The organism is Acetobacter sp. DsW_063 (genome assembly GCF_002153745.1).
GTDB lineage: Bacteria > Pseudomonadota > Alphaproteobacteria > Acetobacterales > Acetobacteraceae > Acetobacter.
In genome coordinates, this window is record NZ_JOPL01000075.1 from 14774 (window position 1) to 37466 (window position 22693).

18 protein-coding genes and 1 pseudogene are annotated in these 22693 nt (G+C 60.2%); 9 read left to right on the forward strand and 10 right to left on the reverse strand.

The window, feature by feature from the left end; translation table 11 throughout:
• Window positions 1-3: 3 nt before the first annotated feature.
• The 7 genes and pseudogenes from HK28_RS14525 to HK28_RS10355 form a co-directional block, all read right to left on the reverse strand.
• A pseudogene (locus HK28_RS14525) lies at window positions 4-1025 on the reverse strand (carboxylesterase family protein); the annotation flags it as partial.
• Between the two features lie 169 nt (window positions 1026-1194).
• Entirely contained in the window at window positions 1195-3585 is a 2391-nt protein-coding gene (locus HK28_RS10330) for a TonB-dependent receptor (RefSeq protein ID WP_086644497.1), read from the reverse strand.
• Window positions 3586-4196: 611 nt separating this feature from the next.
• A complete protein-coding gene (locus HK28_RS10335; RefSeq protein WP_086644498.1) occupies window positions 4197-5786 on the reverse strand; it encodes a rhodanese-like domain-containing protein in 1590 nt (529 codons plus the stop codon).
• Between the two features lie 3 nt (window positions 5787-5789).
• Window positions 5790-6389: a cysteine dioxygenase gene (locus HK28_RS10340; RefSeq protein WP_086644499.1), complete on the reverse strand. Its 600-nt coding sequence runs from the start codon at window positions 6387-6389 to the stop codon at window positions 5790-5792.
• 6 nt (window positions 6390-6395) lie between these two features.
• Entirely contained in the window at window positions 6396-7199 is an 804-nt protein-coding gene (locus tag HK28_RS10345) for a class II aldolase/adducin family protein (RefSeq protein WP_086644500.1), read from the reverse strand.
• A 94-nt stretch (window positions 7200-7293) separates the two neighbouring features.
• Window positions 7294-8391: an LLM class flavin-dependent oxidoreductase gene (locus HK28_RS10350; RefSeq protein ID WP_086644501.1), complete on the reverse strand. Its 1098-nt coding sequence runs from the start codon at window positions 8389-8391 to the stop codon at window positions 7294-7296.
• Between the two features lie 161 nt (window positions 8392-8552).
• Window positions 8553-9452, reverse strand: coding sequence for a DMT family transporter (locus HK28_RS10355; protein WP_086644502.1), 900 nt, complete (start codon window positions 9450-9452; stop codon window positions 8553-8555).
• 559 nt (window positions 9453-10011) lie between these two features.
• On the opposite strand from HK28_RS10355, the gene HK28_RS10360 reads away from it, so the two are divergent.
• Window positions 10012-10980, forward strand: a complete 969-nt coding sequence (locus tag HK28_RS10360; protein WP_086644503.1) for a hypothetical protein — start codon at window positions 10012-10014, stop codon at window positions 10978-10980.
• Between the two features lie 103 nt (window positions 10981-11083).
• Here HK28_RS10360 and HK28_RS10365 read toward each other — a convergent pair whose 3' ends face one another.
• Window positions 11084-11290: a DUF3311 domain-containing protein gene (locus HK28_RS10365; RefSeq protein ID WP_086644504.1), complete on the reverse strand. Its 207-nt coding sequence runs from the start codon at window positions 11288-11290 to the stop codon at window positions 11084-11086.
• Complete coding sequence (locus HK28_RS10370) at window positions 11287-12711, reverse strand: amidase (RefSeq protein WP_086644513.1); 1425 nt, start codon at window positions 12709-12711, stop codon at window positions 11287-11289. The genes HK28_RS10365 and HK28_RS10370 overlap by 4 nt, the downstream gene beginning before the upstream one ends.
• 256 nt (window positions 12712-12967) lie before the next feature.
• On the opposite strand from HK28_RS10370, the gene HK28_RS10375 reads away from it, so the two are divergent.
• On the forward strand, window positions 12968-14425 hold the full coding sequence (locus HK28_RS10375; protein WP_233140485.1) for an MATE family efflux transporter: 1458 nt from the start codon (window positions 12968-12970) through the stop codon (window positions 14423-14425).
• Between the two features lie 38 nt (window positions 14426-14463).
• Entirely contained in the window at window positions 14464-14664 is a 201-nt protein-coding gene (locus HK28_RS10380; RefSeq protein ID WP_086644505.1) for a hypothetical protein, read from the forward strand.
• A 264-nt stretch (window positions 14665-14928) separates the two neighbouring features.
• Here the strand turns inward: HK28_RS10380 and HK28_RS13820 are convergent, their stop codons facing one another.
• Window positions 14929-15123 carry a hypothetical protein gene (locus tag HK28_RS13820; RefSeq protein WP_143217401.1) on the reverse strand — a complete coding sequence of 65 codons (195 nt, stop codon included), beginning with the start codon at window positions 15121-15123 and terminating at the stop codon, window positions 14929-14931.
• Window positions 15124-15153: 30 nt separating this feature from the next.
• Here HK28_RS13820 and HK28_RS10385 point away from each other — a divergent pair, with 30 nt between their 5' ends.
• The 6 genes from HK28_RS10385 to HK28_RS10410 all read left to right on the forward strand — a co-directional run bounded on the left by HK28_RS10385 (window position 15154) and on the right by HK28_RS10410 (window position 22624).
• Window positions 15154-15822 (forward strand): hypothetical protein, encoded by a 669-nt coding sequence (locus HK28_RS10385; RefSeq protein WP_086644506.1) that lies wholly within the window; start codon window positions 15154-15156, stop codon window positions 15820-15822.
• Window positions 15823-16208: 386 nt separating this feature from the next.
• The gene (locus HK28_RS10390) at window positions 16209-17840 is read left to right on the forward strand and encodes an electron transfer flavoprotein-ubiquinone oxidoreductase (protein WP_086644507.1); all 1632 of its coding nucleotides are present in this window, start codon (window positions 16209-16211) and stop codon (window positions 17838-17840) included.
• Between the two features lie 126 nt (window positions 17841-17966).
• Entirely contained in the window at window positions 17967-18716 is a 750-nt protein-coding gene (locus HK28_RS10395) for an electron transfer flavoprotein subunit beta/FixA family protein (protein ID WP_086644508.1), read from the forward strand.
• A gap of 2 nt (window positions 18717-18718) precedes the next feature.
• The gene (locus HK28_RS10400) at window positions 18719-19654 is read left to right on the forward strand and encodes an FAD-binding protein (RefSeq protein ID WP_086644509.1); all 936 of its coding nucleotides are present in this window, start codon (window positions 18719-18721) and stop codon (window positions 19652-19654) included.
• A gap of 556 nt (window positions 19655-20210) precedes the next feature.
• A complete protein-coding gene (locus tag HK28_RS10405) occupies window positions 20211-21989 on the forward strand; it encodes a PAS domain-containing sensor histidine kinase (RefSeq protein ID WP_158093451.1) in 1779 nt (592 codons plus the stop codon).
• Window positions 21986-22624: a response regulator transcription factor gene (locus tag HK28_RS10410; protein ID WP_086644511.1), complete on the forward strand. Its 639-nt coding sequence runs from the start codon at window positions 21986-21988 to the stop codon at window positions 22622-22624. The genes HK28_RS10405 and HK28_RS10410 overlap by 4 nt, the downstream gene beginning before the upstream one ends.
• Window positions 22625-22693: the final 69 nt, after the last annotated feature.

Consider the following 22693-nt stretch of genomic DNA (forward strand, 5'->3'; position numbering starts at 1 on the left):
GACATCGAGTGCCGGCGCGATCAGCTCTCCATCAGGAAATGGACTCGAAAATGTTTTCGGACCAGCAGGAGGAGAAAACAGCGCCATCATGTTGAGATCGCCAAGTACGGCAGACGCTGGAAGTGCTTTCAACTTTGCCAACGCGTTCGGGTCGTCCGGCAAGATGCCCTGCGCCCGAGCAAAAGCTTTCGCCTCGCCCCTTGCTGCTTCGGACGATGATCCCCGCATGCCTCCTTCAGCGCCAGACTGGATCACCGCTTGGCTGAAGAGGTCGCCAGCTTTCGGCGAGGTCAGTAGCATGTGGACCGACACGCCCCCGGCACTCTCGCCAACGACCGTAACCCTTTGCGGATCTCCTCCGAATTCGGCGATATGGTCGTGGACCCAACGCAATGCAGCTACCTGATCTTCAATTCCGTAATTAGCGGATTTCTCCGATTTTACGTCGCTTCCGCTGAAAGAGCGCGTGTCAAATGTTCCAAAACGGCCGAGGCGATAGTTGAAACTGATGACGACAACGCCCTGCTTCGCAATCGGCTCTCCGGAGTAAATGGCAGGCGAACTTCCTCCGTTCACGAACCCTCCTCCGCAAATCCATACCATGACAGGCAGGCTGGGCGATTTCGCTTTCGCAGCCGATACAGGCCGCCAGATATTGAGATAGAGGCAGTCCTCTGACACCGGTCCGCCCAGCGGCGCCGCGTCGCTGGGAAAGGGCTTCTGCATACAGTCCGCCCGAAAATGCGTCGCATCCAGGACTCCGACCCAGCGGGAGCAGGTTGTGGCGCTGCCCACCGCAACATCCCGATTGGTGGTTGAGCGAAGGGGACGCCCTTGAAGGCTTCGACCCCGTCACGTTCGGTTCCCACCACCTCCCCCAGCGTCGTGAAAATTTTCACGTCCTGCGGGGAATGAATCGCTTCAGGCGCAGGCGATGTGGAACGCGCAGTTCCATGCGAAAGCAGAAGAGCAAAGACAAGCCAAACCGGGCCAGAGAATTTCACTTTTGTCCGGGTTGCGCGCACCTATATCTCCTGCCTGAATACTCACTTCCCAAAGCATGCCGACGTTACGAAGATTGTTATCATTAAGCAACGTATGTCGGACGATCTTGTCAGGGCTCAGATACAAGTCTGCGATGCGCGTCAGAACCGCGTCGCTGCGCCAAATCCGACGCAGCGGAAAGCACAAGCGTCACAACTTGTATTCGGCCGTAACGAAAATCGTGCGCGGATCCGCGAACGCCGCCGCGTAGTTCACGGGCGAATATACCCCGTGCGACGCGGAGCCGAGTGTATACGACAAGGTCTGCGGATACCTGCGGTCAAGAATATTGCGGACCTGCCCCGTGATGGTCCATCGCTTGTCATCGCTTGTCCATGTCGCAATGGCGTTGAAATATGTCTGCGGTGACAGTCTTGTCTGCGCGTTTTCATTCCCGTCGAGATAGAGCGAAGATTGCCATGAGACGTCGGCGCCGATGCTGAACTGGCCCGGCGCACGGCGCAGCGGCACACGATAGAAGACGGATGCGTTCATCTGCCAGCGTGGAGAATATGGAAGCCGTGCGCCCGAATGCGGCGCGTTATTGTATGCTCCTCCGTCGGCCAGTTTCAGGGGAGCCGTGGAGACGCCGTCGAAATGGTCCAACTGTGCATAGAGATAGGACGCCGTGTAGTGCATATCCCAGTTCGATCCGATATGCGCAGTGGCCTCCATCTCCGCGCCTGCGGAGTGCCCTTTGCCCGCATTGAATCTGTGTGAGAGCGCAGTCGTCGCGTCATAAGTCGTCATCTGGATGTTATTAAAATTGTTCCAGAACAACGCGCCGTTCACTTCCAAAATATGAGCGAACGGACTGGTCTTCGCGCCAATTTCGAACGTCGTCACCAACTCCGGCTTATAAGGCAGCAAAGCCTGCGCCATATTGGCCACGCCCGGCGTCTGAGCGCGATAATCGTATCCACCCGATTTGCTTCCCTGCGAGATCGATACGTAGGGCATGACACTCGGCGTGATCTGCCAGGTCAAAGCGCCTTTCGGCAGCAATTGCGTCCAGTCGGCATGAGCGGCGGCGTGCCCCGGCCATGCCGAAGCGCCCGGGGCGCCGGAATAGAGAGCGCTGATGACGCCAGGCCAACCCACAGAGTGATTACCGCCAGCAACGAGATAGTTCAGGTCTTCCGCATTCGAATGAGATTCATGATTGAATCGTAACCCCACCGTCGCTGTCAAAGTCGGCGTAATTTTGTATTCCGCCTGTCCATATAAAGCCCAGATGCGTGTCAATTGATCTATTTTTGCATATACTGGCGTGTAACTCTGAAGAGAGGCGGCCTGTGAATCCGGGTACCATGCCCCGGTCGTGTTGTTCGCCCGCCGTGCAGTATACCAGTCTTCGTACATGAAATACGCACCAATGGTGAAGGAAAGTCGTCCATAATCACCGTGCAAATTCAAGTCCTCGGAATACGCGCGGTCTTTATAATAAAGAAGTTGCGATCTCTGAATGTATTTCGTTCCGTAGTTGTCATAATATCCTGTGTCGTCATACCCCCGAACGGCCGTCGTCGAATGCAGTTGCAGGTGAGAGTTAACGACATAGTTGACGTTTCCCGTAAACCCGGCCTGGCTGTAATTGTTTTTAGGATAGATCGAAGAATACAAACCGTGGGTGTAGCCATTCAGCAGGTTGCCATACCCCCGGTTGGTGGAGCCATCCACCGTTCCGTCGAACGCGAGCGTAATGTCCCAGCGATCATTCGGCGTGAAACGCAATTTTCCACGCGCCTGCGTGTAATCAATATTATTCTCTGTCTGGTTGAGCGTGTAGTTGCGATCAAAGCCGTCACGCCCGTGGCGGTCGAAGGCGAGGCTCGCGTAAACGCGATCCTTTACGAGCGCACCGCTTGCCAGAAAAGCAGCCCTGTACTCATTATATGATCCATATCCAACCAGTGCACGAAATTGCTTTGTATTTCCTGGCGCGACGGTGTTGATGCGCACAGCGCCGCCCTCGGCCTGATGCCCGGCAGTAAAGCCAACCGGCCCACGGTCGATCTGCACATTATCCACGTCCAGCAATTCCTGCATCGTACCTATAGTGCGTGGCAGATAAACACCGTCGATATAGGTGCCAACTGATGGCTCCCCTTGCGGGTCAAGTTCTCCGATGCCACGAATGAAGTAGTTCGTGGCCGAAAACCCCACCGTCGCACGTGGTTCGTACAAATTCGGCGTCAAATTGGCCAATTGCCGCACATCCGTCACCCCAAGTTGGCGCAGGCGCTCACCCGTCAGTAAAGAGATAGATGCTGGCGTGCGCTGCAACGCGGCATGCAGGCGCGCGCCGTGCGTCTGCCCGGTAACGGCAATACTTTCGGCCTTGGCTACGGATGCTCTCCCCGCCTGTGCCGGATGGCGGATTTGCGCAGCGTTGCGGGGTTTATGCGTCCCGGCAGGTCGAGACTGCGACACGTCGGAAGGCGCCGCCAGAGCCGTTGAGGATGTAAAGGCTGACACCAGCAACATCAGGCGGCGGCCATTTTTCAGGGCGCGTGAAGAGTCAACAGAAGCTAGCGTCATATCATGTCATTCCGAAACAGCGAGAACAACATGATTAGTATCTATGTTTTTGATAAAATATACAATTTCTACATTGATTTATTTAAAATTACTTCATTACCAGATCAAATACACCAGAATTCGCAAAACTACTCGCGGAACAATTGATGCTTTAGAATTTGACCATGCTTTAAATCCACCGCGCACCTGAGTGCGCGTGAATGCGAACAAAATTCATGACAAATAGAGCGTGGAGGAAAACGATAGAATCTCCAAAAACCATGAGCTATAAAAACCAGATTCCTAGTATTATTTATATAAACCATATTGATTTATGTATCTATCAGACATGCATCGCCAAGATTACGTTAACCCGACTTACATTATTTCCGGCGTACGAGGACATGCGGCTGTCCCCGAGCATTCGCTTACGCAGGGAATACGCGGGTTATCTATAAGATGTCATCGTTCTTAACAACTATTCTCGGCTATAGAAAAATATTAAAGGACTCAATTTATATCAAAAATAACATATCACTTTCAATTCACGGGCTTTGGGGTGGGCGAAAAACGACCAATCCGGAGTTCAACATAGCAGTTGCCGCACTCCGGATACGACTACTCGACGCGCATCACCCTTTTAAGACACGGAACCCGTGCGTTCCGTCACGCTCAAGCTGAGCAATCAACCCAAACTCCCATTCAAGATAAGCCTGCATAGCCGCTGCAGAGTTATCCGCGCCTTCATAGGGACGTTTGTAGACATCGTTCGGCTCAGACAACGCAGCCTCCGGCGTCAACCCTGCTTCGACTGGCAGCTTCGCCGCAATCCACGCGGCCAAGCCCCCCTCCAGAACCTCTACGTCAAAGCCCTGCGCCTCAAATTCCGGCGCCGCCAGGCGTGCGGCAAGCCCATCCGGAGACGTCAGGACAATCTTGCGAGCGCCTATTTTTCCAAAAATTTCTTCAACATCACTGCGAATCGCAAAATGCGATCCAGGAACGTGTCTCTTCCGAAATTCAGGACTGGTGGCGAGATCAATGACAAACGGCTCCGCGCGTTCAGACAAATCCTTCACCGAGACAAAGCGCACGTCTGGCAGCGGACCGGCGAGCGGCGTCGGCTCGGCACCGCTCTCGCGCGGCAGATCCGACCAGTCCGTCAGAACATAAACCTCATTCCAGCCGAGTTGCCGCAACCAGTGCCCCGTCATGCGGGCGCGCACACCGTCATCATCGGTCAGAACGATCGTTCCATGCCGCACGCCGACCCATTCATCCGTGGCCTGCACCAGCTGGCCGCCGGGCGCCGATCGAAAACCTGCAAGATGGGACGCCTCGTATTCTTCCGGAGAGCGAACGTCGAGCCGGTACAGCGTACGCGCTGTGTCCTCCGCCAATTCGGCGACGCCTGCGGCGTCGATCAACCGCACCCCGGCTCGTTCCGCCAGGGAAATCGCACCCTGCAACGCGGCTTCCCGGTCATCCTCCCGCACATCGCCAGCACGCTTTGTCTCTCCATGCGCAAGCTGTAATCCCTCAAGCGTCCAGCCAATCGTTCCGTTGCGCAGCGCGAAGACAGGATTGGGAATACCGGCGTTGATCAGCGATTGCGCACCGATAATGGAGCGCGTGCGCCCTGCGCAGTTCACGACAACAGTCGTCTGCGGCGATGGCGCCAGACCACGAACACGCAACGCCAGTTCCGCGCCAGGAACGGAACGGCCGCTCGGAATGGACATAGTCGTATATTCGCTGAACCGGCGTGCATCGAGAACCACGAGGTCATCCCCGCGCTCGAGACGTTCATACAGTTCCCGCGCAGGCAAGGACGGCGTGCCACGCTCGTGTTCGACCAGTTCGCCGAAAGATTTGGACGGCACATTGACGTCGATGAAAATTTCGCCGCCCGAATTACGCCACCCCTCCAGTCCGCCAGCGAGCGCCGAGACATGCGTGTAGCCCAGCCTACGAAAAATCGGCAGCGCCTTCGCAACGCGGCCTTCCCCGTCGTCATAGATCACAATGGGCGCGTCACGACGCGGCGCCAGCCCCGCAAGGCGTTCCTCAATGCGCCCGAGCGGCAGATTCACCGCGAACAAAGGATGCGCAGCGGCGAACGGACCTTCCTCGCGCAGATCAAACAGTGCGATCTCCTCGCCAGTGCGAAGTTTTTCGCGAACCACTGTCGAAGACACATGCGGAGAGGAAAATGCGTTCATGGATCAGGCCGCTTTCGCGTTGAGGGATCGATCCCATAGGTTGGGCGTGACGCCGCTTGAATAGCCAGAGATGAATGGGCGTTCCTCGCCGGTCTCGATATCGTAGACTGCGCGCGAAACGCCGCCAATATTGCCGCCATAAACATGAATGGACACTGACGCCCTGTCCTCCAGCGCGTTCGCCACGACATGATAGTCGTTGACGTCCGGCTCCAGAGACGCAACCTCGCCCTCTTCCAGAAAACTTACGTCGACACGCTCGAAGGTCCCACGAGAATTCCGCCGGAACTGCGTTTCGCTCTCCCGGCCCCGCAGCATCCCAATCAATCCCCAGACCCGGTGATCGTGCAATGGCGTCGTCTGCCCCGGCCCCCAGACGAAACTGACGACGGAAAACCGCTCCAGCGGATCGCAATGCAGAAGATACTGACTATAACGATCCGGATTGGGAACGGCGAAGACGTCAGGCAGCCAGTCGTCCTTGCTCACCAATGTCCGAAGAAGAGAACTTCCCTCCTGCTGTACAGCCGAAGGGGAGAGACCACGCTCGAACAGCGCGGTGAAACGGGTAACGAACTCCCGCAAGGGAACAATGCTGGTCATCGGGTATCAGTCCAAAAGGTCCGGCTCCTGTGCGACAATCCAGTCCCACAGAGGTTGGAAGGAATAGTAACCGCCCTGATGTGTGCCGACCTGACTGGCCGTCAGCTTCGCGATATCGGGCGCAATAGGCTTCAGCGGACCCGCCGCCTGCGCAAGCAACTGCGTCTGCGCAGCGTTGTCCATGGTGATGAACCACCATGCGGCGGCCTCTACGGTCGGACCTACGGTAAGCAGCCCGTGATTTTGCAGGATCAGCGCCTTGCGGTCGCCGAGAGTCTGCGCGAGCCGCTCCCCTTCGCTGTCCTCCAGCACCACGCCGCTAAACGGGTCGAAAACGACGTGATCTTCATAAAACGCACAAGAATCCTGCGTAATGGGCAGCAGTTCCGTTCCCAGCGCGGAAAACGCCTTTCCATAGGTCGAGTGTGTATGCGCCGCCGCGATCACGTCGGGGCGCGCCCGGTGCAACGCAGAGTGAATGGTGAAGCCTGCGGTGTTGATCGGCCTGTCGCCGATCAGAATGGCTCCGTCATGATCGACGAGTTGCAGATCCGAAACCCTGATCTGGGAAAAATGCACAGCAAGCGGATTGATCCAGTACTGATCGGGAAATTCCGGATCGCGCGCGGTAACATGCCCGGCCAGCCCCTGATCGAAGCCGTAGCGGGCAAAAAGTCGAAACGTCGCAGCGAGGCGCTGCTTGCGGTGAAGTCTTTCCTCCGCGAAAGACGCGGCAGGCCGACGCGGCTCCAGCTTTCGGGCGCGGGCCTGCTGATCATTATGGCGGAGCGGGGCTGCGATGACGTTCATTGGCCGTGACCCTTTTGTTTACCGGTTTGATTGACGCGTCGATGGACGACCGCGCGGGTCATCCGATCAAGGCGGCGCGACACGGGAAAATTTCTTACGCAGCCTCACGACCCGCACCGGAGCGCGCGTCCTCCTCTGCGATCAGACGTCGGGCGAGCGGAATAAGATCCCGCCCGTAGACGTAGGCGTCCTGCAGCGGATCGAAACCCCGGATCAGGATGTTGGTCACGCCCAGACGATAGTAGTCGAGCAGAGCGTCCGCCACCTGTTCCGCGGTGCCGACCAGCGACGTGGAATTGCCCCGGGCGCCGGTCAACGCCGCCAGCCCCGTCCACAAGCGCTTGTCCAGTCGTGCCCCCTGCGCCGCAGCCGCAAGCAGACGCCGGGATCCCTCGTTGGGAACGACAGTGGGGCGGGCGTAGCCGGTCTGCTCCTGCAAACCCCGCGCCGTCTCCAGAATCTGCTCGGCCTTCGCCCAGGCCGCCTCCTCCGTCTCGGCAAGGATGGGACGAAGAGACAGTGAGAACCTGACCGTGCGGCCATGCTGCGCCGCAGACGCCTTCACGCGCGCGATCGTCTCACGCACCTGCTCGTATGTCTCGCCCCAGAGCGCGTAAATATCAGCGTGCTTGCCAGCGACCGCGATCGCCTCCTCCGATGATCCGCCGAAAAAGACGGGAATGGACGAGCCGTTCTGTGGCCGGATTGCCGAATGGGCGCCACGCACCTTGTAATATTTTCCATCATAGTCGAACGGCGCATCGCTGCTCCATTCACGACGCACGATGTCGAGGTATTCGCTCGTCCGGGCGTAACGCTCGGCCTTCGTCAGATGATCGCCGTCGGCCTGCAACTCCCGATCGTCGCCGCCTGTGATGATATGCACCGCCGCGCGACCGCCACTGATGGCGTCCAGCGTGGCGAGTTGCCGCGCCGCAAGCGTCGGCGCAGTGAAACCCGGTCGATGGGCGACCATCAGGCCCAGCCGTCGGGTTACACTAGCGACGTGCTGGGAGATCAGAATGCTTTCCGGGGAATTCGAATGGAAGGCGACCAGGACCCGGTCAAACCCCCCGTTTTCATGGATTTTCGCGGCCGCCTCGACATGGTCGAGATTCACCACCGGCCCTTCCGCCGGGACAATCTCCGAATGGTTGCGGCCGTTGACGAAGCCAATGAAATCAACGGGCATGACGCGCTCCTGATGGCTATTTCACTACAATAAATGCCGTTGATGCCTAATCTACCGTTTTGTTCGTAATTTTTGCCATCAAAAAAACTCAAATCCACCATCAAGATTCGCTCAATAATCCCCCCCCTCTCGCCAGGAGCCCGGATGGCGCGCCTGGCCGATTACAGAACCGCAACAGCTGTCTTTGGACGGCGTGGCTTTAATTCGCTGGCCACGACGCCCGCCACGATGAACGCCGCGCCCAGAATGGCGAGCGGGGGCAGATGCTCACCTGCAAACCATCCAACGAGGCCCGCCCATACAGGCTCTCCGGCGTAAATGATGGTCGCCCGCGCGGGCGAAACCGCCTTCTGCGCCCAGTTCATGGTCAACTGGATGAGCGCGCTCGCCAGACCCAACCCCACCGCAGCCGACAGCCATACCCATGAGAATGACGGCGCCGGCTCTCCGGCGACGGGCATGACGACGAATGACAGGACGCCAACAGTCAGAAGCTGCACGACAGTCACCCGGACACTGTCCACTTTCGAAGCGAAACGTCCGATCAGAATGATTTCCGCCGCGATTGCGCAGGCCGACGCGAAGGTCGCGATTTCTCCGCGCCCGAGCCCAACGGACATCGCCCCCGGTCCCGTCAGACACAGCAGCCCCGTGAACGCCAACCCTATGCCGACCCATGTCATCAGCTTCGGACGCCGCCTCATCACCGCCCATTGCAGCAGCGGCGTGATCGGCACGTAGAGAGCCGTCAGAAATGCGGAGATGCCGCCATCGAGCGTCTCCAGCCCGTACGTCTGAAGGCTGTATCCCAGAAAAATCGAAACGCCGATCAAGGCCCCCGCGCCTATTTCCGTCGCAGTCACGGCGCGCATCGTTCGGAGGAACAGGAGCAGACTCACCCCTCCGGCGATGCTGAACCGGAGTCCGACGAAGAACAACGGACCGCAATGTTGCATGGCCGTATGCACGATCAGAAAAGTCGCGCCCCACAGCACCGTAATACCCAGCAACGCCATTTCCTCAGGCGAAAAGAACGTTTTGCGGGCGATTAAGGCGAACATGACGCTGGGTCTCTTCGGTTTGTTTCAGGAGCGTCGTCTCTGAAGCACGCCGGGAGATGGCCGTCTATGTGAATAGCGGTCGAAGCGCCTGGAGGCATGATTGCATGGTTTGCAGATACACGTGCTCATCCAGCCCCGAGCGGATTGATTGACTGCTTTTAGCCAGCGAGCAGTCTTCGCCTCAGGCACAGAAGGCTCCGCCCGCTCCGACAGTGCGATTTTGACAAACGCCAATGGTGAAAGCGGACCATAATCGGCAATTTACGGCCAATTCAGAAAAATAACAGAATTTTCGAAATACCCGAATTGCAGAGTTAATATTTCTCATGACAATATATGCCAAAAATTCGTCTAAAAAATTTATTTATACTTATACGACAACCAATTATTGGAGCATCTATCCGATATACGCGCCCAGAAAGAGCCATGCCGTGACCGCCAAACGTCAGGACATGAAATCAACACAATATGTCCAACAGTGACAAACCATGACACTGTTTCATGATTGAGACTTGTGGTACTCCCTGCCGGACGCCTTTGCGCCACGGAGAGTTTGTTCATGAGTTCCAGACTACGTCACGCCATTACAAAGATCGTTCCGCTCGGCGCCGTATCTGTGGCGGCGTCAGTCGGCGCATGTGTGAGGACGCACAATGCCTTCGCAGATACATCGCCCGTCGTTGCGGTCAACCGCGAGGTCGGCCTGTCGATCACCGGGAATTATGATGCGTTCGCCAGAACAGCGGGGCTGAACACGGGAAGCACATTCCCCGGTTACCCGCAATACGACTGGAGCGAACGGACCTCCGCGCGTGGTCATGCGACAAGCTGGCGTCCCGGATTTAGGGCCGATGCTCAATACATGTTCGACATTGGGCGGATCAAAAACCTCTACGTCGCAGGCATCTTCAACCTTGGCGATGGCACCATGTCGCAGCATGAGGATTATGCCTGGTCAAATGCATACGGTGGAAGGCGCAGTGTGGAGACGGCCCGTATTCGGAACAGTTTTGGGCATAACACCATCAACGTCACCGGCGAGGTCGGAAAGGGATTTCAACTCGCGCATGACAGGCTGATGCTTACCCCGGTATTTCAGGGTGGATACACAGCGGGCGGCGGAAACTCGTTCACGACTCCAGGCTTGGGATATGTCGGGCTCGCTCTCCACGCGGACTATGCCCTCACCAATCGACTGGTTATCCGTGGGCGCGCCGGCTGGGCGGAATATCTCGACGCAGGAAGCGCCGCTCTGGTCCACGGCTCCAACGGCGCCCGACCGGAATGGAGCGGGGACGTCGCGCTTGATTACCGGATGACGCAACGTCTCCACCTGACCGGCGGTGTAAGATACGCGTACATGGATTATGGACATACCCACTCTCCCGATATCTGGAGGACAGCCAGCGGCGCGAACATTTATACGGCTAGTTTCTTTGGAGGGGACACAACGTACACCTCAGCGTCGCGCGCCGGGACACGCTCAAACACTGTCCAACTACGCTTGGGACTTGCTTACCAGCTCTAGCCCCGAGTCACCTTTCAAACAGAAAAACTGCTCCCCTGTTCACCGACGGCGCGTCAGTATCACGACGCGCCGCACGCTCCCACAACGTCAGGATCATCCGAAATCAAGGACGATCAGACGCCTTCCGGTCCCAGACCAGCCAGCAGATCGCCATACATCCGCTGGTCAGGGCGAAAACCGCCAGCGACGCCGCGATCACGACCGGAAATCCCAAGATTGTCCCATGCACAAGGCCAACAACAGGAATAAGGGCCAACGTCGCGACGGCGGGGATTCCCAACCCGACGCCAAGACGGGCGGCGGCGCTCAAACCCCCGCCTCCCGCGCGTAAAGCTCAGGCCAGACCGGGCCGACGGCGCGTTCAATCGTCTCCCCCGCCATCAGGCAGAGATCTTCGCGGAAACGGTCGGCGGTTATCTGTACGCCCGTGGGCAAGCCATCGACGACGCCGGTGGGAACCGACAACGCAGGCAGCCCGAAAAGCGCAGCCGGCAGCAACGGCGCCTGATCGCGCAGCGTCGCAACGCAATCCTCTTGCGAGCGCACGTCGAGATCGACAGGAAACGGCGGCGCAAAAGACACGGGAGTCAGCAGGACGTCATGGGCGTTGAAGAAGAGCGACCACTCGCGCGCCAACGTGAGCCGACGGGCGAAACACGCCGCCCAGGCCTCCCGGTCCAACGTTTTCGTCACGCCAACCGAATAGGCGAGCGTGCGTCGTAAAGCGTCATCCCCCAGTTCGCTCATCTTCTCGAAAGCGGCGCCGCTGAGATCGTTGAAAACCAGCGCAGCCCACAGAGCAGCGGAATCATCGAAGTGCGGCGGCGCGGCGTCTTCGATGATGTATCCCTCCTCGGAAAGCGCGGCGGCGGCCCTATCCAGTGCGGCGAGCGACGCCGGATCCGTCGCGCCGGGATCGGTCCCGCGAAACACGGCGACGCGCTTGCCCGAGCGAACAGACCCGACGTGATCCAAAGGCGCGGGCACATAGCCGGGGTCGCGCGGGTCTGGGCGCGCCATCGCCTGCAGGGCGAGGCGTAAGTCCGCAACACAGCGCGCCAGAGGCCCCTGCACCGACATCATCTGGCTGGTCAGGCTGCGTTCGACACTCGAAGAAGGGTTATACGCGGCTACGCGACCAGCGGACGGTCGCAACCCTGCGACCCCGCAGCAATAAGCCGGATATCGTATCGATCCGCCGTAATCGTTGCCGTGCCCGATCGCCCCCATACCCGTCGCCACCGCGACCCCTGCCCCACCGCTTGAGCCTCCCGGCGTCGCGGCCGAATTCCAGGGGTTGACCGTGCGGCCATGCAAGGCGTTGTCGGTGAACCAGCGCATGGAAAACGCGGGCGTGTTCGTCCGCCCGATCACGATGGCGCCCGCCGCCTTCAACGACGCGACCTGTGGCGAGTCCTCCCGCGCAACTGCGTCCCGCAGCGCGACGACGCCGTTGGTGGTGGCGTAACCTTTCTGGTCAACATTCACCTTGATAGTGATCGGCACGCCATGCAGCGGGCCGACCTCTGAACCCGAACGCGCCACACGGTCCGCATCGTCCGCCTGACGGAGGGCGTCCTCCGCCATGAACTGCACGACCGCGTTCAGGCCGGGATTGAGGCTTTCGACACGCGACAGAGCGGCCTGGACGCATTCGCGCGCGGAGACTTCGCCAGCGCGAATCGCTCCCGCCATGCGTGTCGCGGACCACAGAAACAGGGGCGTCGTCATCAAAAGCATCCTTTGCGGAAACGCGAGGCGGCATGGAGCGCGGTATATCGTTTCTATATCAATATAATATTCGACGTCATGAAATTCAGGCTCCGCCCCGCGCAGCAGCCCTTATGGCGCGCCCCCGTCATCGTGGAGCCTCAATTTACTGTCCGCAATGCGCAATCGAGCATTCGCGCTGAAGCGCGAACGTGCCATACTTGTGACAACGACAGTCGGAGCCGCTGCGGGACGCTCGCAGGCGGACGGGGTTTCAATGAGCGGAAAGACAGCGCCGGGACGCGGCGCATGCTTCGTCACCGGAAGCATCATGCGGCACGTAATGGTCATGGCGGGAACGGGCGCCATCGGCCTTATGGCCGTCTTCGCCGTCGATCTGCTGAACATGATCTATATCGCCCATCTCGGCGATCCGGCGCTGACCGCCGCGATCGGTTTCGCAAGCGCGATCGGCGGCGTGCAGATCGCGGTGTCCATCGGACTGACGATCGGACTCGGCGCCTGCGTGGGGCGAGAGATCGGGTCAGGCCGGTTCGACGTTGCGCAGCGCGTGGCCTCCTCCTTCATGACCACCACCTTTGTTCTGACGTTGCTGCTGGGCGTTGCGACTGCGCTTTTCGCGGACCCGATCCTGCGGCTTCTCGGTGCGTCCGGAGAGGCGCTGACGCAGGCGGAGCGCTTCCTCTACATCGTTTCGCCATTCTTGCCGTTCGTAGCGCTCGGCATGTCCAGCTCCGCGCTTATGCGGTCCGTCGGCGACGCCAGACGCTCCATGAACGTGACGCTGGGCGGCGCCATTGTCGCGGCGATCCTCGACCCGGCGCTGATCCTTGGCATGCATGAGGGGCTGACCGGAGCGGCCATAAGCTCCGTCCTTTCCCGTTTGGCGGTGCTCATGCTCGGCATGCGCGGTGCGGGCGCGCACGGATTGCTGCGGAAGCCGCAGCTACATGCGATCCCGGCAGACACGAAACGCGTCGCCTCCATCGCTGGCCCTGCGATCCTCACCAACCTCGCTACGCCAGTCGGTTCTGCTTACGTGACAGGAAACATGGCGCGGTTCGGGCTCGATGCAGTCGGCGGACAGGCGTCCGTCGAGCGTATCGTCGTCGTGGCGTTCGCGTTCGTTTTCGCCTTGACCGGCGCGGTCGGGCCGATCATGGCGCAAAATCTCGGGGCGAAGAAACTCGACCGCGTGCGTGAAGTGCTGCGTGCGTCGCTGACGCTGGTCGCTCTGTGCGTCGCGACAACCTGGATCGTGCTCGCGCTCATCCAGAACCTGCTGGTCGCGGGCTTCCACGCCACAGGCAACGGAGCGACGCTGATTCACCTGTTCTGTTCGTGGACGGTTTCTTCCTACCTGTTCGTCGGCATGTTGTTCGTAGCCAACTCCGCGTTCAACAACCTTGGCCACCCGATCTATTCGACGCTGTTCAACTGGGGGCGCGCGACGCTCGGGACCATTCCGTTCGTCACAGTCGGCGCGCGTTACGGCGCGGCGGGCGTGCAGATCGGGCAATCGCTGGGCTGCGTCCTGTTTGGCTCTCTGGCCGTGGTCGTAGCCTTTCGCGTGGTCGCAAATCTGAACGTCGGGCAGGTTACGCCAGAGGCCAACGCCTTCACGCCGGCCTCGGACGTGCCGACGCTGAGCCCTGAAGCTGCGATGGCGGAACTTGACGCCATCGAAGAGGCTGCGCTGTCCGAATCGAAATAGGACGGCTCAAACCTCCGGTCCTGAGGAGCAGGCTTGCCATGTCGAAACTGAGCAAGGCAGAGCGGGACGCATTGCCCGATGACGCATTTGCGCTGCCGGGAAGACGCTACCCCATACCGGACGCAAGTCATGCCCGTGACGCGTTGGCGCGCGCGAGCGAGTTCCATCGCCGGGGCGAGCTGAGCGACGAGGAATACGAAACAGTGGTCCACCGCGCCCGAGCAGTGCTTGGCGAGTAACGACGACAACCACTCTTCACGAGAGCCGCAAATCCCGCTGTCCGAACCACACGCGAGAGCTTGTGCTGCATCCATCCGGCCGGTTCTCTGATTTTGTAACACCTTTCAATCACCCCGAAGCCGTCGACGCCCGGCGGCTTTGGTCACGCGCTGCAAGCATACGCCTTCGGACCTAATTTCCCTCCGAGGCCCCAGTCTCATGATGCTGCGAAGCTGGGCCTGCCTGACGGGCCAGGCATGATGACTCATGCACAGGTTTGCGTTTTATGTGGGGTGAACAGCGACATACGTGGGCGTGCCGACCCAACCGCCCGAACGCTGCTTGCCTGTCGCGCGCCACGGGGGCAGGATCGCGGCGTGGTCGCGCTTCGCGTTGTCGTGAGGCGCCACGCCGCTCCACCACGACGCCCCCTTGGCTACAGGACGCCAGCGCCCACATTCCGGTCGCTGGGGCTGCACGGCGCGTGGCGAGCGAGTAAGGAAGACGACATGACGAACACAGACACAACGTCCGACGCGGCGCTTCTGACAGGTTTCAAGGATGCGCTCGCGGCTGCGACGGTCTCGACCCACCCGTTCCGCCACTGGACGATCGATAATGTTTTGCCGAAGCCCGCCTGTGAGGCTCTGGTGGCCTGGGAGGCCGCCGCAGGCGAGATGGCGGGCGACACCGGCGGACGGCGGGAAACCCGTAACGGCGCGCGGGTGTTCGTCGAACCTGGCGCGCGGGCTCGCGATCAGCGCCTGAACGAAATGGCGGAGGTGCTGGACAGCGTAGAGGCCCGGCGTGCGATCTCTGCAATGTGCGGCGCGGACCTCGAACACACGGCGCTCAGGCTCGAGCTGAGTCTGGACACCGACGGTTTCTGGCTGGAACCGCACACCGATATCGGCGCCAAGAAGCTCACTCTTCTTGTGTCCCTGTCCACCCACGCCGACGCGGAGCAGTGGGGCACAGACCTGATGACGCCCGATGGCGCTCCCGCCAAACGCAGTTCGGGACGCTTCAACACCGGCACACTGTTCGTGCCGGGTGACGACACCTGGCACGGTTTCGCGGCGCGGCCGATCACAGGCCTGCGGCGTGGACTGATCGTCAATTATGTCGATTCGACGTGGCGGGCGACTCACGAACTCGCCTTCGGTCCGGCCTCCTGATCGCACGCACGGCCGAAAATTATCCAACGACGCCCGAACTGCGCGTCACGAGGTGACGTAGCGGCGGGCATGCGTCGTGCCGACGCCTGACGTCGGTGCATGCCGGTTTCTCATAACTTCCCCTACTGCCCCCTGTTTCCGCATTCGTCAGGTTGCAACCTGACGGTTGACCTGTCCGTTTTCTAACGCGAATCAGTCTTGTGTCCGGAGGCGTCTTCGTCTTCGACGTATCGACGAAGCGGTTGCCCTGTGTCAGAGGAACCGCGACAGAAGACTTTTGCGGCGAAAACGGGCTCCCAGGAGCGTGGGAGCCGACGAACCGCGCGGTGGGACCGCCTTGCACTGCGGAGGCGCCCGCCGGGCAACGGAGACGGAGTAAGGAAGCTATGAGCACACGCGAGGCGATGGATTTCGATGTCGTCGTCGTGGGTGGAGGACCTGCGGGGCTGGCGGCTGCGATCCGCCTGCGGCAGGTCGCGCCGGACGCGACTGTCTGTCTAATCGAAAAAGGCAGCGAAATCGGCGCACACATTGTCTCCGGCGCGGTGATCGAGCCTCGGGCGCTGGAGGAACTTCTCCCCGACTGGCGTGATCTCGGGTCGCCGCTCAAGACCGAGGTGACGGGAGAGGAGATGTATTTCCTCACCGAATCGCGCGGCTTCAAGGTTCCGGCGCTTGAGAAAGTGATGCCGCACATCGCCAACCACGGAAATTACGTGGTTAGCCTGGGCGAGGTGTGCCGCTGGCTGGCGGAACAGGCCGAGGCGCTCGGCGTCGAGATCTATCCCGGCTTCGCCGCTTCCGAGGTTCTGATCGAACAGAACCGCGTCGTCGGCGTCGCCACTGGCGACATGGGCGTGACGCGTGAAGGTGAGCACGGCCCCAACTATGCAGAGGGCATGGAGCTTCGCGGCAAATACACCCTGTTCGCCGAAGGCTGCCGTGGCTCACTGACCAAGCAAGTCATGGCGCATTACGACCTGCGCAAGGGCGTCGATCCGCAGACCTATGGGCTGGGGATCAAGGAAGTGTGGGAAATTCCCGCCGCGAACCACCGTCCCGGCCTCGTGCTGCACAGCTTCGGCTGGCCGCTCGACGACCATACCTATGGCGGCGCGTGGCTCTACCATTTCGGCGAAAACCTCGTCTCCTACGGCTTCGTCACCGGACTGGATTACCAGAACACATGGATCTCGCCGTATGACGAGATGCAGCGCACAAAGCTGCACCCCGTTTTCAAGCCGCATTTTGAAGGTGGACGTCGTCTGATCTACGGCGCGCGCGCCCTGTCGGAAGGCGGCTTTCAGTCCATTCCTCGCCTGACGTTCCCCGGCGGCGCGCTGATCGGCGACAGTGCGGGATTCCTCAACACGCCCAAGATCAAGGGCACGCACACGGCGATGAAGTCCGGCATGCTGGCCGCCGAGGCCGTGGCCGATGCGCTGAAGTCGGAGCAGGTCGAGCCCGCGTCCTTCACCAGCCGCGTGCGTGGATCGTGGCTGTATGACGAACTGAAGACGGCCCGCAACGTGCGGCCTGCGTTCTCCCGCTGGGGCACGAAGCTCGGCGCGCTCTATTCCGGTTTTGACGCCATGGTGTTGCGCGGCAAGGCTCCGTGGACGCTGCGTTTCAGGCACGCGGACAACGAGACCCTGACGCCTGCAAGCACGTCGCAGCCGATCACCTATCCGAAGCCGGATGGAAAGATCACCTTCGATAAACCTTCGTCCGTTTTCCTCTCCAACACGAACCACGAGGAAAATCAGCCGGTCCACCTGAAGCTCCGCAATGCCGCATTGTGGAAGACGGTGAACTGGGACGTCTTCCGCGCGCCGGAGAGCCGATATTGCCCGGCAGGCGTCTACGAAGTCGGAGACGAAGCCAGCGATCCGCGTCTGGTAATCAACGCCCAGAACTGTGTGCATTGCAAAACCTGCGACATCAAGGATCCGGCGCAGAACATCGACTGGTGCACGCCCGAAGGCGGCGGCGGCCCGAACTATCCGGCCGGGATGTGATTTCCCGACCGGCGTACGCTAGACCTTCTGTCGCTTAGGGCAGTCATTTTCTCAGGCGGCGCGATGCAGGGGCGTCCTCAGGGCCCCGCTTCGCACCGCCGCCAACGGGTATCAGGCAAGAAGACCATGAAAATTCTCGTCCCGGTAAAACGTGTCGTCGATTACAACATCAAGGTCCGCCCGAAAGCAGACGGGACAGGCGTCGAGACCGCAGGTCTCAAGATGTCGATGAACCCATTCGACGAAATCGCCGTCGAAGAGGCTCTGCGGCTGCGCGAGAAAGGCGCTGCGACGGAAGTCGTCGCCGTGTCGATTGGCGTGCAGCAGGCGCAGGACACGCTGCGCACGGCGATGGCGATGGGCGCGGACCGCGCCATTCTGGTGCTGACGGAAGAAAGCCCGGAGCCGCTTGCGGTCGCGAAGATCCTCAAGGCGATCGTCGAGCGCGAGACGCCCGATCTCGTAATCCTCGGCAAGCAGGCCATCGACGACGACATGAACGCCACCGGCCAGATGCTGGCCGGCCTGCTCGGCTGGCCGCAGGGCACGTTCGCCAGCAAGGTGGAACTCGCCGACGGTCGCGCAGAAGTCGAGCGTGAAGTGGATGGCGGCACAGAAGTCGTCTCCATCGCGCTGCCCGCCATCGTGACGGCCGATCTGCGCCTGAACGAGCCGCGCTACGCCTCCTTGCCCAACATCATGAAGGCGAAGAAAAAGCCGCTCGAGACGCTGCAGGCCAGCGACGTCGGCGTCGACACGACCCGCCGCCTGACCGTCGTCTCCGTCGCCGAACCGCCCGCCCGCAAGGCTGGCGTCAAGGTCGGCTCCGTCGAGGAGCTTGTCGAGAAGCTGCGTAACGAAGCCAAGGTGATCTGATCATGACCGTTCTTGTTTTTGTCGAGACCGAAGCCGGTCACGTTCGTCAGGCCTCTCGCAGCGCCATCGCCGCCGCGTCCAAATTGGGCGAGGTCCATGCGCTCGTGGTCGGCGACGCCGCATCCGTCGGCGCCAGCGCCGAAGCCGCCGCAAAGATCCCCGGCGTGACGAAGGTCCTGAAGGCCGGGAACGACGCTCTGGCGCATACGCTGGCCGAGCCTCTGGCCGATCTTCTCGTGTCGCTTGCTGGCGATTACTCGCACATCGTCGCCGCCGCATCGTCCGTCGGCAAGAACGTTCTGCCGCGCGCAGCCGCCCTGCTCGACGTGCAGCCGATCCCCGACGTTCTGGACATCGTCGACGCCGACACGTTCGTCCGCCCGATCTACGCGGGCAACGCACTCGCCACGGTCAAATCGGCGGACGCGAAGAAAGTGCTCACCATCCGCGCGACCAGCTTCGACCCGGCCCCGGCCGAAGGCGGTTCCGCCGCCATCGAAGACGCCGCGGCTCCCGCGTCGGGCGACACGTCGCGTTTCGTTTCCTCCGAAACGCCGACCAGCGATCGACCGGAACTAGAGTCAGCGCGCGTGATCGTCTCCGGCGGCCGTGGGCTGCAGAACGGCGAGAACTTCAAGACCGTGCTGGAGCCCCTGGCCGACAAGCTGGGCGCCGCCATCGGCGCATCCCGCGTTGCGGTGGACTCAGGCTACGTGCCGAACGATTATCAGGTCGGCCAGACCGGCAAGATCGTCGCGCCGGAGCTGTACATCGCCGTCGGCATTTCCGGCGCGATCCAGCATCTGGCAGGCATGAAGGACAGCAAGGTCATCGTCGCCATCAACAAAGATGAAGACGCGCCGATTTTCCAGGTTGCGGATTATGGCCTTGTTGGAGACCTGTTCGACGTCGTTCCCAAGCTGGCCGCCGCTCTGTAAGCGCCGCACACGGCCATTTGCAGATCGCGTTTGATGAAAATCCCCGCTCTTGCGGGGATTTTTTGTTGGCTCCTACGGTTTCCAATGCCCAGCGGCGACCTATGCGCCACTTTCCGTTATCTCTCTGGTGCGTCGAAGCGACGCCGTGGCGCAGAACAGACGCCTGACGCGCTTTTCGAACCGCGCCAGTTCTATTCCAAAACGCCGCCACATTCTCACACTGTGACGCGCCCACCTGTTACGGACGGCAGTACCACCCCACAGCCCGCCTCAGCATCGCCGCCGGTTTAAACGATCGTCCACAGAAAAAGCGGACAGTGGAGACACGCCTGAAACAGGGACGTGTTCATTCATGCTCCCGCTTCCTTGAATAGACGGGGTAAAACGCCAAAGCTTACTAAAGCGGATGCTCGACCCGTTCTCCGATATTGCGCCACGGTTCAGGATGACGGCGGCCTCCCCATGGCATAGGCTTCTGACGTTTCGCGCCTCGGTTCAAACGTCTGAACTGACATCGCGGAAGAAGACTGGCCGGAAACAGGAAAAACGCATCCCCATGACCCTGACACGATGGTTGATCGTTCTGATCCTGAGCATCGGCGTCTTTCTTTTCAGCACAGTCGTATCGACCCATGACGCACTGGCGGTTCTGTATGTCCTGTGCATCCTGTTCATCGCCGAAGCCGGGGGAGCCCGCACCATCGTGACCGCCGGAGCGGTCTATTCGGCTCTGGCGATCATCTCCTTCCTGATCAAACATTATGGGGAGTCCTTCGACAGCGCCTATATCCGGCTTGGCATCAGCCTGGTCGCAATCGCCGTCGCCACCTTCCTGTCGCGCCGTGCGCAGGCGGGGCGATCCCAGCTCTCCGAGCAGAGCCTTTGGTTGGCTCTCACCCACGACACGGTCATCATCCGGGACGGCGGCGACAGGATCATCGACTGGAACGAGGGCGCAACCCGCCTTTACGGCTGGTCGCGAGAAGAAGCTCTGGGCAAGAAAGTTCAGTCGCTGCTCAAAACGTCCTTCCCGACGACCATCGTCCCTCACCTCGCGCCAGGGGCGTTGTGGTCTGGAGAAATCACCAGACTGGACAGGGACGGTCGCCCCATGATTCTCACCAGCACCTGGATGGGTAGAGTGGGCGAATATGGCGGAGAAGGCGGTGTCATCGAACTCAGCGCCGATCTCACGCAGGAACGTCTCGCGCAGGCCGGACGCATTGAATCGGAAAGTCGTTACAAGGCCATTTTCAATGGTGCCGGCGTGCCGATTTTCGAGTTGTCGACCGACTCCCAAGGAGCCGACGTCATCGTCCTGGCGCAGAACGACGCGGCGGACCGCCTTGTCGGCCCGAAAGAAACCGGCGCCGCCGATCTGACGAAAATTCTTGATGGAGACGGCCACCGACTGTTTCGCGACGCGATTGTTCGTGCGCTCGCTGAAGGCGTCCGGCAGGAACTGTCATGCAGGGTAATTCCTGAGAAATCCAGCCCGAGAGACGTGGCGTTCACGGTAAGCCCCGGTGCGCAATACGGGGAAAGCCGTACTATCCTTGTCACCGCTGTAGACATGACCGAACGCAATCAGGCGCGCATGAGGGTGGAACAGATGCAGACAGACCTCGCGCACGCGTCACGCATCTCCGCCCTTGGACAAATGACGGCGGTGGTTGCGCACGAAATCAACCAACCCCTTATGGCGACAGTAACTTTCGCGCGCTCCGGGCGACGCTGGCTCCGACGCGACACGCCGGATCTGGATGAGGTCGGGCGATGTCTGGACGGCATCGTCAGCACAGGCGAACGCGCGGCGCGCGTGGTCGAGCGTATCCGCGCCATGAGTCGGCGCCAGACGTCGGAACACGAAAAGCTCTCTCTCGCGCATCTCGTTACAGAAACGGTTGAAATTCTTTCATCAGAATTCCAACGCTACGGCGTCCGCGTCGAGAATTGCGTCACTGCGCCGGATTTGTATTTCATCGGCGACAGAGTGCAGATTCATCAGGTGTTGGTGAACGTCATGCTGAACGCCGCGCAGGCCATGGGCTCTATCTCTGGCCGACCACGACGTCTCATTCTGAACGCAGCACAGGACATATCCCGGGGGAACCTGACGCTGACCATTGATGACAACGGGGCGGGTTTTCCGCTGGCCCTTTTGGAAGACGGCGTCGCTCCGTTCACAAGCAGCAAGGAGGGCGGCGTGGGTCTGGGCCTGTCAGTATCGAGAACAATCATGGAAACTCATGAAGGACGCCTCAACGTGAAAAATCGACTGGAGGGAGGAGCGTCGGTCGAACTCCAGTGGCCTGCGCTGGAGGAACCCCAATGACAGCGCGCGGTCGGGTGCATGTCGTCGACGACGACGCGGACGTTCGCGGTTCCCTTGACAGTCTACTCCGTTCAGAAAATTTCGAGATTTTTCTTCACGAAAATTCTGCTGTTTTTCTAGAAGCCTACGACCCGCTTATGCCCGCCTGCCTGCTTCTGGATATCCGGCTGGAAAAAGAAGACGGTCTGGAAGTGCAGGAGAAACTCCTTGCCGAGGATATCCGTCTGCCCGTCGTCATCATGACCGGACATGGGGACGTTCCCTCCGCCGTACGCAGTATGAAGCAGGGGGCCGTGGATTTTCTCAGCAAGCCGTTTTCAGACGATGCGCTTCTTGCGGCATTGGACAAGGCGCTTTCAGCCGACCGAGAGAGGCTGCGCGCCCAAAACGACCGCAGCGCCCTCGACGCGCTTTACGCCACGTTAACGCCCCGAGAAAAGGATGTCGCAATACTGGCGGTTTCGGGCCTGATGAACAAGCAGATCGCGGCTGAACTCGGCATCGAGACCATCACGGTCAAGGTTCACCGGGGAAAGGTTATGCGCAAGATGGAAGCCAGATCGCTGGCCGATCTGGTGCGGATGCTGGAGGCGTTGGGAGTTCGCATCTGGAGGGATCGAAGAACCGTTGGTTGATGCGCTTGGTTTGTGATTTCTGGGTTTTGGCGATTTGATTGACGGTTGTTTGGGGAGTTTTTGATCTGC

What these genes read in the sequence shown, in the direction of transcription:
- HK28_RS10330 (WP_086644497.1), bottom strand. Translation starts at nt 3,585, where the DNA reads ATGACGCTAGCTTCTGTTGACTCTTCACGCGCCCTGAAAAATGGCCGC.
- HK28_RS10335 (WP_086644498.1), bottom strand. Translation starts at nt 5,786, where the DNA reads ATGAACGCATTTTCCTCTCCGCATGTGTCTTCGACAGTGGTTCGCGAA.
- HK28_RS10340 (WP_086644499.1), bottom strand. Translation starts at nt 6,389, where the DNA reads ATGACCAGCATTGTTCCCTTGCGGGAGTTCGTTACCCGTTTCACCGCG.
- HK28_RS10345 (WP_086644500.1), bottom strand. Translation starts at nt 7,199, where the DNA reads ATGAACGTCATCGCAGCCCCGCTCCGCCATAATGATCAGCAGGCCCGC.
- HK28_RS10350 (WP_086644501.1), bottom strand. Translation starts at nt 8,391, where the DNA reads ATGCCCGTTGATTTCATTGGCTTCGTCAACGGCCGCAACCATTCGGAG.
- HK28_RS10355 (WP_086644502.1), bottom strand. Translation starts at nt 9,452, where the DNA reads ATGTTCGCCTTAATCGCCCGCAAAACGTTCTTTTCGCCTGAGGAAATG.
- HK28_RS10360 (WP_086644503.1), top strand. Translation starts at nt 10,012, where the DNA reads ATGAGTTCCAGACTACGTCACGCCATTACAAAGATCGTTCCGCTCGGC.
- HK28_RS10370 (WP_086644513.1), bottom strand. Translation starts at nt 12,711, where the DNA reads ATGACGACGCCCCTGTTTCTGTGGTCCGCGACACGCATGGCGGGAGCG.
- HK28_RS10375 (WP_233140485.1), top strand. Translation starts at nt 12,968, where the DNA reads ATGAGCGGAAAGACAGCGCCGGGACGCGGCGCATGCTTCGTCACCGGA.
- HK28_RS10380 (WP_086644505.1), top strand. Translation starts at nt 14,464, where the DNA reads ATGTCGAAACTGAGCAAGGCAGAGCGGGACGCATTGCCCGATGACGCA.
- HK28_RS10385 (WP_086644506.1), top strand. Translation starts at nt 15,154, where the DNA reads ATGACGAACACAGACACAACGTCCGACGCGGCGCTTCTGACAGGTTTC.
- HK28_RS10390 (WP_086644507.1), top strand. Translation starts at nt 16,209, where the DNA reads ATGAGCACACGCGAGGCGATGGATTTCGATGTCGTCGTCGTGGGTGGA.
- HK28_RS10395 (WP_086644508.1), top strand. Translation starts at nt 17,967, where the DNA reads ATGAAAATTCTCGTCCCGGTAAAACGTGTCGTCGATTACAACATCAAG.
- HK28_RS10400 (WP_086644509.1), top strand. Translation starts at nt 18,719, where the DNA reads ATGACCGTTCTTGTTTTTGTCGAGACCGAAGCCGGTCACGTTCGTCAG.
- HK28_RS10405 (WP_158093451.1), top strand. Translation starts at nt 20,211, where the DNA reads ATGACCCTGACACGATGGTTGATCGTTCTGATCCTGAGCATCGGCGTC.
- HK28_RS10410 (WP_086644511.1), top strand. Translation starts at nt 21,986, where the DNA reads ATGACAGCGCGCGGTCGGGTGCATGTCGTCGACGACGACGCGGACGTT.